This is a genomic window from Bacillus sp. OTU2372 (genome assembly GCF_038440275.1).
Classification (GTDB): domain Bacteria; phylum Bacillota; class Bacilli; order Bacillales; family Cytobacillaceae; genus Neobacillus; species Neobacillus bataviensis_B.
This window is the reverse complement of sequence record NZ_JASATK010000002.1, coordinates 587437-594437: the sequence shown is the minus strand read 5'-3', so window position 1 is coordinate 594437 and position 7001 is coordinate 587437. Positions and strand designations below refer to the sequence as shown.

The window sequence follows — 7001 nt, the reverse complement described above, 5'->3', positions numbered from 1 at the left end:
ATCCAAATTTAATAATTTTTACTATCGCGGGGTGGAGCAGTCTGGTAGCTCGTCGGGCTCATAACCCGAAGGTCGTAGGTTCAAATCCTGCCCCCGCAATTTGGTCCGGTAGTTCAGTTGGTTAGAATGCCTGCCTGTCACGCAGGAGGTCGCGGGTTCGAGTCCCGTCCGGACCGCCATTTTTAAACTAGTAGCTTAGCTGCTATTGATATGTATATTACGGCGATTGTGGCGAAGTGGTTAACGCACCTGATTGTGGTTCAGGCATTCGTGGGTTCGATTCCCATCAGTCGCCCCATTTTCTTTTTTAACTATTGGGCTATAGCCAAGCGGTAAGGCATCGCACTTTGACTGCGACATGCGTTGGTTCAAATCCAGCTAGCCCAGCCATTTTTTTAGGCAGCATAGCCAAGTGGTAAGGCAGAGGTCTGCAAAACCTTTATCCCCGGTTCAAATCCGGGTGTTGCCTCCAAACTTTTATATTGCGGGTGTAGTTTACTGGTAAAACCTCAGCCTTCCAAGCTGATGTAGTGGGTTCGATTCCCATCACCCGCTCCAATATGGGCCTATAGCTCAGCTGGTTAGAGCGCACGCCTGATAAGCGTGAGGTCGATGGTTCGAGTCCATTTAGGCCCACTTAATAAAATGCTTGATTTCCATTTGGGAGTCAGGCATTTTTTTATTACCTTTAAACTAAAAACGAACAGTGACCAGCACTGTTCGTTTAAATTAAGAGGCAATCCCTTCCTCCAACAGTCCAACCTTGATAAGTCCATTAAGGATTCCATTTTTAGAAGAAGAGGTTGTGATGACATCAGCCGCTGCTTTTGCTTCAGGCACGGCATTCCCCATCGCTACACCTGTTCCAACCGTTGTCAACATCTCAATGTCATTTAATCCATCCCCAAAGGCAAAGGCCCTTTTTTCATCCATATCTAATACTTCTAGCAGTCTACGAATTCCAATTGCTTTTGAAGCACCACGAGGGAGAATGTCGTAGGCTACATCATGCCACTTTACGAAGCTGAAATCAGGGAAATGGTCGATATACTGCTGGGCATCCTTTTCGCCGCAATATAAATGGCCTTGATAGATGGACAATTCGTTATAATACTCTTTATCCACTTCAGGATAGGGCATCATCAATGAATCAAAGCTGGCTTCAATAAACGGATGGTTTCTCTCACTAACCTTATAATCTTCATGGCTACAGTAAGCTAACGCATGACCGTTACGAGCCGTTATTGCTGACATGGATTGCAGGACACTAGGTTTAATTGGATTGGAGTATACCTCTTTTCCTTGGTACACCACATATTGACCATTCATGGATACATAAGAATCAATATTTAGTTCCTTTTGAATCCAATAAAACATTTTTGGGACACGGCCCGTGGCAATGACGGTTTGAATCCCTTTATCCTGAAGCTGACGTACAGCTTTCTTTGTGGACGCTGGTATTACTTTTGTATCATCTAATAGAGTTCCATCAATATCAAAAAAAACAATTGGTTGTTTCATTTTATACACCTCCGGTAGAATACAACACTGTCGTTACGCTCGAGCGGGCACCTGATCACGCCGACAAGTGTTGTATGGTCTTGCACCTAAAGCATATTTTATGAAACGCGTTTCAGGTCAAGTATATTTTAGCATTCTTTTATAAAATCATACGGTCCCTCGTTTAATTAATGTAACAGGCACTTCTTGATAAAAAGGCTCGTCACTTTGGAAAATCCCCTGCAGAAACAGTTTCTTGCCTATTTCCATTAGAGGGATTTCGATTGTCGTGATATGCATCATTTGTGCAATTGGCTGGTTGTTAAAACCAATAATGGCTAAATCATTCGGAATGGAGATATTACGATTGTGCGCACTGGTGACAACTCCTGCTGCCACTTCATCACTTGTTACCAGCAAAGCGGAAGGGGGATTAGCCATTTGTTGAACTTTATCGACTACTTTTTCGCCATCTTCAAAATGGAGACAGTGACTAATAATATATTCGGGATTGTAGGACAGCTGATATTTTTCAATAAAATGCTGGTAGGCTAAAGCTCTATTTTTGCTATTTGTACCCGAGCTGCGGTAGATGCAATAGCCGATTTTACGATGACCCTTTTCGTATAAGTACTCAAGAGCTGTCATGAAACCCTGATAGTGGTCTACAAATGTGGAGGAAACCTTCCTGTCCCTGGTATCTTCACATAATGTAATCGGGCCATAGGATAAATATTCTTCGATAATGGGCCAGCTGGAGATCCTTGAACAAATAATTAAACCATCAATCTGCTTTTGTTTAAGCATTTGCAAGGCCTCAAGCTCCTTATCCTCATCGTAGTTGGTCTGAAATAGGACTAGTTTATAGTTATGGCGTAATGCTTCCGCAGCGATGCCCTTTATTAAGCGAGAAAAGTATGGATGGTCTATAAAGGGTACGACCACACCAATAAGAAAGGTCTTGCCCATGCTTAAATGGACCGCATTAATATTGGGCTGATAATTACTTTCCTTAATGGCGGCTAAGACCTTTTCTCTTTTTTCCTCACTTACATAGGGGTGACTATTCAAGACCCTTGAAACAGTGGTTACTGAAACTCCAGCCATCTTGGCTAAATCTCTAATGTTTGTCATCTCATCACCTACCCTAATTCGTGCTAGTTAATACGATTATAGTACATAGGGCATATTTTTTAAAAAATATGCTTGCAAAAACGCTTTCATCGGGTTTATAATACAGATAAATCGATTTACTAAACCGATTTACTAAAACGTTTTAGAATAATGTTCATCTAGAAAGGATCTTTATTATGAAAAACGTAATTGTCCCATTAAATGCTTTTGACAGCAGCGAAGTGACAACAAATGGTCAAAGCTCATTTGTAAAACTGATTGCTGAGGCCGGAGCTTATGGTATAGAGATTCGCCGCGAATTATTGCCGGCAGGCGACCATCAGCTTGATCAAATAAAGAGTGAAATTGACCGCTTTGGACTATTCACTGTTTATTCTGCTCCAATTGAATGCTGGAAAGAGGATTGTCAGTTAAACAAAGAGCAGTTGAATAACATTTTTCAAGAAGCTGTTGTCCTAGGTGCAAACTGGGTAAAGGTATCATTAGGACATTTTAAGCAAGATAAATCAAATATCGTCGAACTAGGTGAGTTCCTAAAGAAGCAAAAGGAAATACAACTGTTGGTTGAAAATGATCAGACCCCTTATGGAGGAAATGTTCAGCATCTACAGGCATTCTTTGAAAGCGTTGTCGAACAGGAGGTACCAGTCAAAATGACCTTTGATGCAGGAAACTGGTATTTTTCCGGGCAGGATGTAGAGGAAGCGCTCAAAAAACTGGCTCCATATGTCAGCTATCTTCATTTAAAACAAGTTACGAATACGCTTGAAACCATACCGCTTCAGCCGGTTGGGGAGCACAGCTGGAAGAAAGTAATGAGTAGTTTTCCGGCGGATATCTTGAAGGCACTAGAGTTTCCAATTGTTCCGAAAGAAAATACGAAGGACTATATCCAAATGATTTCGGATATGGCTAGAGAAAGAGAGGCGTTATTATCATGAAACAGCTAGATGTTGTTACCTTTGGAGAAGCGATGACGATGTTTATCGCCAATCAACCGGGTGCTTTACATGAAGTAAGTCAGTTTACACGGGAACTTGCTGGTGCTGAAACCAATGTCGCTATCGGTCTTGCAAGGCTTGGACTTTCCGCCGGCTGGGCAAGTAAACTGGGGAATGACGCATTTGGCAGGTTCGTTCTCGACCGCCTGAAAAATGAAAACGTCAACATTGATCATGTTTGGTTTGATGACGAATATCCAACAGGATTTCAGTTGAAATCAAAGGTGCTTGAAGGTGACCCTGAGGTACAATATTTTCGCAAAGGGTCGGCAGCAAGTCATCTAAATATAGCCGATTTTAAGGAAGAGTATTTTTTAGCAGCTAAACACATGCATATGACGGGGATTCCATTAGCGATTTCGGAAGAGGCAAGGGAATTTGCTAATCATGCGTTAGCCTTTATGAAAAAAAATGGCCGCACCGTTTCCTTTGATACGAATTTGCGCCCAAGTCTTTGGAGTTCACAGGAAGAAATGGTTAAACATATTAACGAAGCGGCATTTCAGGCTGATTATGTTCTGCCAGGGATTGCTGAGGGAGAAATTTTAACCGGTTTCAACGATCCTCGTGATATAGCTTCTTTTTACCTTGATAAAGGTGTTAAGCTTGTCGTGATTAAGCTTGGCGGCGCGGGGGCATTTTATAAAACAACGTCAGAAGAAGGGACGGTGCCAGGTTTTAAAGTGAAGAAAATTATTGATACTGTGGGCGCTGGGGACGGATTTGCGGTAGGAGTTATTAGTGGATTACTAGATGGACTCAACATTAAAGAGGCGGTTATAAGAGGAAACGCGATTGGTTCCCTTGCAGTTCAAGCACCGGGAGACAATGACGGTTATCCGACGAAAGATAAGCTGCTAGCGTATATCGAAAAAAATTTTCAGGGAGTGAAATAAGATGAAACAAACGATCGCAAAACAAAGATGGCTTCGCTTAATTCCAATTGCGTTCATCACCTACAGTCTTGCTTATCTTGACCGTGCTAACTATGGTTTCGGGGCAGCGGCAGGATTAGCAAAGGATCTTCATATTACACCCGGTACTTCATCATTACTTGGCTCGCTATTTTTCTTAGGTTATTTCTTTTTCCAAGTGCCTGGTGCTAGTTATGCTGAAAAGAAAAGTGCAAAGAAACTGATTTTCTGGTCATTGATTTTATGGGGCGCTTTAGCATCAGCGACCGGTTTAATCACCAATATCAATCTATTATTTGTGATTCGGTTTGCGCTTGGGGTTGTCGAAAGTGCTGTTATGCCGGCAATGCTTGTATTCTTAAGCCACTGGTTTACAAAAGCAGAACGTTCTCGTGCGAATACATTCCTAATTTTAGGTAACCCTGCAACTGTTTTATGGATGTCAATTGTATCCGGTTACTTATTAAACTCTGTAGGCTGGAGATGGATGTTCATCGTTGAAGGGATGCCTGCAGTCATCTGGGCCTTCATCTGGTGGAAGTTAGTTAATGATAAGCCAAGAGATGCAAAATGGTTAACAGAACAAGAAAAACGTGATTTTGAACTACAATTAGAAAAAGAACAAGAGGGTTTGAAAGCGGTTAAAAATTACGGTGAAGCATTCAAATCAAAACCAGTTATTTTATTAAGTGCTCAATACTTCCTTTGGAGCATTGGGGTATATGGTTTTGTCATGTGGCTTCCATCGATCATTAAAGCAGCACCAAACATGGATATAGTAACAACAGGCTGGTTATCATCTGTACCTTATATTTTAGCAGTTGTATTAATGCTAGCGGCTTCCTATTTCTCAGATAAAACGTTAAATCGCAGCGGTTTTGTTTGGCCATTCCTATTCATTGGTGCAGTTGCCTTTTATGCTTCATATGCGATTGGCACAAATCATTTCTGGATTTCGTTTATCCTGCTTGTAATTGCAGGCGGGGCAATGTACGCTCCATACGGACCGTTCTTTGCGATTATTCCTGAGATCCTCCCTCGTAATGTGGCAGGTGGTGCAATGGCTCTTATTAACAGTATGGGTGCGTTAGGTTCATTTGTTGGTTCGTATATTGTTGGGTACTTAAATGGAGCTACAGGTGGATTTGGTGCGTCTTACATCTTTATGGCAGGTTCATTATTCCTTTCTGCAATTTTAACCGTTTGGGCGGTAAAGGCTGCAAAAAAGGAAAGTAACCGCAAGTCATCTGGGGTGAAAGTAACTGCTTAAAGTTGAAAAACTAGTGATGGATGATAGGCGGCGCAGCCAACTATCGTCCTCTTTTTTTAGTAACTGGTAAATTTACATCATTGCCGCTAAAATGAAATCATCGATAGTGAATGAAAGAGGACGAGTAAAATGGAAAAAGTGACGATGGCAGATGTTGCGAAAGCAGCTGGTGTTTCCAAAAGTACGGTTTCACAGTATTTAAATAATCGCTTTGAATATATGGGTGAAAAAACAAAGCAAAAAATTGAAGAAGCCATTGAAGCATTGGGGTATCAGCCTAACTATATTGCTAGAAGTTTAAAGCAGAAACGGACCTCAATGGTGGGGATTATTGTCGCGAATATTATGCATTATTTTTCAACCGAGGTAAGCAGGGCGATTGAGGATTATTGCAACCATCACGACCTGCATGCGATCGTGTGTAATGCCGATGATGATCCTGAAAAGGAAAAGAAGTATATTGACATGCTGCGGGCCAAACAAGTGGATGGCTTGATTATTTTTCCAACCGGACAAAATAATCAATTATACGAGAATATGATTAGGCAAGGTTATCCGGTTGTGTTTGTGGACCGGAAAGTGCAAAATCTATCTGTTTTTTCAATTGTGACGGATAATAGGGAGTCAACTTATCGTGCGATTCAGCAATTTGTGGCGAAAGGGCATCGGAGAATTGCATTTGCCGTCCAGCCCTTGAAGGTGAGTACCCGGACGGAGCGATTTGAGGGCTATCAGCTGGCCATGAAAGATGCCGGGCTCGAAATCAACCCTGATTATGTGATAGAATCTGATATTCCGGGGATGAAAAGTAGGCTTGAAGAACTCTTTTCATTGGAGGAAAGGCCGACAGCCATCTTTGCTGGTAATGATCGTGTCTTTTTAGAGGTAGTCGGGTGTCTAAGAGATAAAGGATTGAAGATTGGTCAGGATATCGAGTTAGTAGTATTTGATAATATTCCGTTTGCCCAGGTGGTGGAAACGCCGGTTACATTTATTATTCAACCAGCAAGCAAGATGGGAACAAAGGCTGCGGAACTATTATTTGAACAAATTAATAAAGTCGACAGAGAGCCAGAAGAGTTTGTTTTTCCTAGTAAGTTGGTATAGCTGGGGATGTTGGTCATCCCCTCTATTCAATTGTGTTAAAATGTCGTATACTTTTACTAAATCGATTTAGTAAAC

The 7001-nt window shown here is 41.6% G+C and carries 6 protein-coding genes and 7 tRNA genes; 11 read left to right on the top strand and 2 right to left on the bottom strand.

All coding sequences use genetic code 11. From position 1 onward, the window contains the following. Positions 1–25 precede the first annotated feature (25 nt). The 7 genes from AAHB15_RS07810 (at position 26) to AAHB15_RS07780 (ending at position 636) form a co-directional block, all read left to right on the top strand. A tRNA-Met gene (locus AAHB15_RS07810) sits at positions 26–99 on the top strand. Positions 100–102: 3 nt separating this feature from the next. After that, positions 103–179 (top strand) — tRNA-Asp (locus tag AAHB15_RS07805). 43 nt (positions 180–222) lie between these two features. After that, a tRNA-His gene (locus AAHB15_RS07800) sits at positions 223–298 on the top strand. A 17-nt stretch (positions 299–315) separates the two neighbouring features. Next, positions 316–390 (top strand) — tRNA-Gln (locus AAHB15_RS07795). 8 nt (positions 391–398) lie between these two features. Further along, positions 399–472: transfer RNA gene (locus AAHB15_RS07790), tRNA-Cys, on the top strand. Positions 473–484: 12 nt separating this feature from the next. Then, positions 485–558: transfer RNA gene (locus AAHB15_RS07785), tRNA-Gly, on the top strand. Positions 559–562: 4 nt separating this feature from the next. Further along, positions 563–636, top strand: a tRNA-Ile gene (locus AAHB15_RS07780). Positions 637–729: 93 nt separating this feature from the next. Here AAHB15_RS07780 and AAHB15_RS07775 read toward each other — a convergent pair. Then, positions 730–1521 carry a Cof-type HAD-IIB family hydrolase gene (locus tag AAHB15_RS07775; RefSeq protein WP_342042121.1) on the bottom strand — a complete coding sequence of 264 codons (792 nt, stop codon included), beginning with the start codon at positions 1519–1521 and terminating at the stop codon, positions 730–732. Positions 1522–1668: 147 nt separating this feature from the next. Next, positions 1669–2634, bottom strand: coding sequence for a LacI family DNA-binding transcriptional regulator (locus AAHB15_RS07770; protein ID WP_342042120.1), 966 nt, complete (start codon positions 2632–2634; stop codon positions 1669–1671). 176 nt (positions 2635–2810) lie between these two features. Between AAHB15_RS07770 and AAHB15_RS07765 the strand changes: the two genes are divergently transcribed. The 4 genes from AAHB15_RS07765 to AAHB15_RS07750 all read left to right on the top strand — a co-directional run bounded on the left by AAHB15_RS07765 (position 2811) and on the right by AAHB15_RS07750 (position 6926). Next, a complete protein-coding gene (locus tag AAHB15_RS07765; RefSeq protein WP_335572723.1) occupies positions 2811–3575 on the top strand; it encodes a sugar phosphate isomerase/epimerase family protein in 765 nt (254 codons plus the stop codon). Continuing rightward, a complete protein-coding gene (locus AAHB15_RS07760) occupies positions 3572–4531 on the top strand; it encodes a sugar kinase (protein ID WP_335572722.1) in 960 nt (319 codons plus the stop codon). Before AAHB15_RS07765 ends, AAHB15_RS07760 begins: the two co-directional genes overlap by 4 nt. Before the next feature lies 1 nt (position 4532). Next, on the top strand, positions 4533–5819 hold the full coding sequence (locus AAHB15_RS07755) for an MFS transporter (RefSeq protein WP_342042119.1): 1287 nt from the start codon (positions 4533–4535) through the stop codon (positions 5817–5819). Positions 5820–5948: 129 nt separating this feature from the next. Beyond that, entirely contained in the window at positions 5949–6926 is a 978-nt protein-coding gene (locus tag AAHB15_RS07750) for a LacI family DNA-binding transcriptional regulator (RefSeq protein WP_335572720.1), read from the top strand. Positions 6927–7001 lie beyond the last annotated feature (75 nt).

What these genes read in the sequence shown, in the direction of transcription:
- AAHB15_RS07775 (WP_342042121.1), bottom strand. Translation starts at nt 1,521, where the DNA reads ATGAAACAACCAATTGTTTTTTTTGATATTGATGGAACTCTATTAGAT.
- AAHB15_RS07770 (WP_342042120.1), bottom strand. Translation starts at nt 2,634, where the DNA reads ATGACAAACATTAGAGATTTAGCCAAGATGGCTGGAGTTTCAGTAACC.
- AAHB15_RS07765 (WP_335572723.1), top strand. Translation starts at nt 2,811, where the DNA reads ATGAAAAACGTAATTGTCCCATTAAATGCTTTTGACAGCAGCGAAGTG.
- AAHB15_RS07760 (WP_335572722.1), top strand. Translation starts at nt 3,572, where the DNA reads ATGAAACAGCTAGATGTTGTTACCTTTGGAGAAGCGATGACGATGTTT.
- AAHB15_RS07755 (WP_342042119.1), top strand. Translation starts at nt 4,533, where the DNA reads ATGAAACAAACGATCGCAAAACAAAGATGGCTTCGCTTAATTCCAATT.
- AAHB15_RS07750 (WP_335572720.1), top strand. Translation starts at nt 5,949, where the DNA reads ATGGAAAAAGTGACGATGGCAGATGTTGCGAAAGCAGCTGGTGTTTCC.